The organism is Streptomyces sp. NPDC033270 (assembly GCF_055576575.1).
This window is the reverse complement of the sequence record NZ_JBVIRA010000051.1, coordinates 21,991-24,015: the sequence shown is the minus strand read 5'-3', so window position 1 is coordinate 24,015 and position 2,025 is coordinate 21,991. Positions and strand designations below refer to the sequence as shown.

2 protein-coding genes are annotated in these 2,025 nt (G+C 71.3%); both read right to left on the bottom strand.

The window, feature by feature from the left end; all coding sequences use genetic code 11:
- Positions 1–120 precede the first annotated feature (120 nt).
- Entirely contained in the window at positions 121–1,191 is a 1,071-nt protein-coding gene (locus ACZ5XZ_RS38225; protein WP_468986941.1) for a S66 family peptidase, read from the bottom strand.
- A gap of 47 nt (positions 1,192–1,238) precedes the next feature.
- Positions 1,239–1,895, bottom strand: a complete 657-nt coding sequence (locus tag ACZ5XZ_RS38220; RefSeq protein ID WP_468986938.1) for an MBL fold metallo-hydrolase — start codon at positions 1,893–1,895, stop codon at positions 1,239–1,241.
- Positions 1,896–2,025: the final 130 nt, after the last annotated feature.

Below are 2,025 nucleotides of genomic sequence, written 5' to 3'. Positions count from 1 at the left end.
CCCCCCCCCCCCCCCCCCCCCCCCCCCCCCCCCCCCCCCCCCCCCCCCCCCCCCCCCCCCCCCCCCCCCCCCCCCCCCCCCCCCCCCCCCGCCGCTATCAGGAGGCGACCCGGGGCCGCCTCAATACGTGACCGTGATCCGCCGCGCCACGCCGTCGACCCGCACCGTGCCCCCGTACGGAATCACCAGCTGCGGATCGGTGTGCCCGAGATCGACGTCGAAGACCGCGACGGTGTCCGGGGCGTATGCGGCCAGCGCCCGCAGCACCGCCGCGCGCTGCTCCCGTACGTAGGACGCCTTCGCCTCCGGGGAGTTGCGCTGCGACAGCGACCACGCCTTCGCGCGGCCCATCAGCAGCGCCGGAAAACGCTCCAGCAGACCGCGCTCGCCCATGCCGCGCAGCACGAAGTACACATCCTCGGCCCGCGGCAGCTCCTCGGAGGTCTCCAGGAAGAGCACACAGCCGTCGTACGCGGCCGGATCGTGCGGGATCTCGCGGTCGGCCATCAGCATCCAGGAGAGCACCTCGATGTTGCCGCCCCAGCTGGGGCCCTCGACCACCCGCTCCGGCCCGTGCCAGTGCCAGCCGCCTCCGGGCCATACGGGGGGCTCGGTGGCGAAGGTGGCCGGATCGGCCCAGTCGCCGTTCTCATCGCCGTAGTGCTCCGCGGGCCGCAGTGCGTACGGGCCCGAGGTGAACAGCGCGGCGCGCAGCGACTCCGCGGTGAGGGGGTGCATCGACCCCGGACGGCCCAGTTCGCACATCACCGACGCGCCGTGGAAGCCGACGATTCCGGTGTTCCGGAGGTACGCCAGCAGATTGGTGTTGTCGCTGTACCCGAAGAACGGCTTGGGGTGGGCGCGGAACACCGCACGGTCCAGGTGGGGCAGCACGGTGAGCTGATCGTCGCCCCCAATGCTCGCGATGACCGCGGTGATGCCTGGATCCTCGAACGCCGCGTGCAGATCGGCGGCCCGTGCCTGCGGGGTGGCGCCCATGGTGCGTGTGGTCGGGTACTCGACCGGTATCAGCCCGAAGTCCTTCTCCAGCCGGGCGAGGCCGAGTTCGTACGGCGTCGGGAACAGCCCCGGAAGGCCCGACGACGGTGAGAGCACGGCGACGCGATCACCGGGGCGGGGCTTCGGTGGATAACGGAGCGCGGCGTCGGGCGGTCCTGGTGTGGTCGGCATTCCACGAGGTTAGGCTGCCGGTCCGCGGGCCGGCAGCCCCCTTTCCGCTACCAGCCCCGCTTACGCCACTCCGCCAGATGCGGTCGCTCCGCGCCGAGCGTGGTGTCGTCGCCGTGCCCCGGATAGACCCAGGTCTCATCGGGGAGTTCGCCGAAGAGCTTGCTCTCCACGCCGTCGATCAGGCTGGCGAAGTGCTCGGGATTGCCCCAGGTGTTGCCGACGCCGCCGGGGAACAGGCAGTCACCGGTGAACAGATGGGGGGCGCCGTGCGGGTCGTCGTAGACCAGCGCGATGCTGCCGGGGGTGTGGCCGACCAGATGGCGCGCGGTCAGCGTGACGCGTCCGACCGTGATCGTGTCGCCGTCATCGACCAGAACATCCGTGGGCACGGGGATGCCCTCGGCGTCGTAGCGGCCCGCGTAGGTGCGCGCACCCGTCGCGTCGACCACCTCGCGCAGCGCGCCCCAATGGTCACCGTGCCGATGCGTGGTGACGACGGACGCGATACCGCTGTCGCCGATCAGCGCGAGAAGCGTGTGCGGATCGGCGGCCGCGTCGATCAGCAGCTGCTCATCGGTCGCACGGCACCGCAGCACATAGGCGTTGTTGTTCATCCGGCCGACCGCGACCTTAGAGATCATCAGGTCGGACAGTTCGTGCACGTCGGCCGCTCCGCCGACCTTCACTGCTCCGCTATAGCCCATGAGTCCACTCTAGGGTCTGTCCGATGGGTCATGGCCGGGTCCGCGGCGTCTGGCACGGTACCTCTCGGCGTTGCCGGAGCGCACGTCGCCTGTGGTCCACGACCCTAGGCGATCGCCGTAACGCACTTTC

Bases quoted from the DNA above. Each gene is read 5' to 3' on its own strand.
- ACZ5XZ_RS38220 (WP_468986938.1), bottom strand. From the start codon at position 1,895: ATGGGCTATAGCGGAGCAGTGAAGGTCGGCGGAGCGGCCGACGTGCAC.
- ACZ5XZ_RS38225 (WP_468986941.1), bottom strand. From the start codon at position 1,191: ATGCCGACCACACCAGGACCGCCCGACGCCGCGCTCCGTTATCCACCG.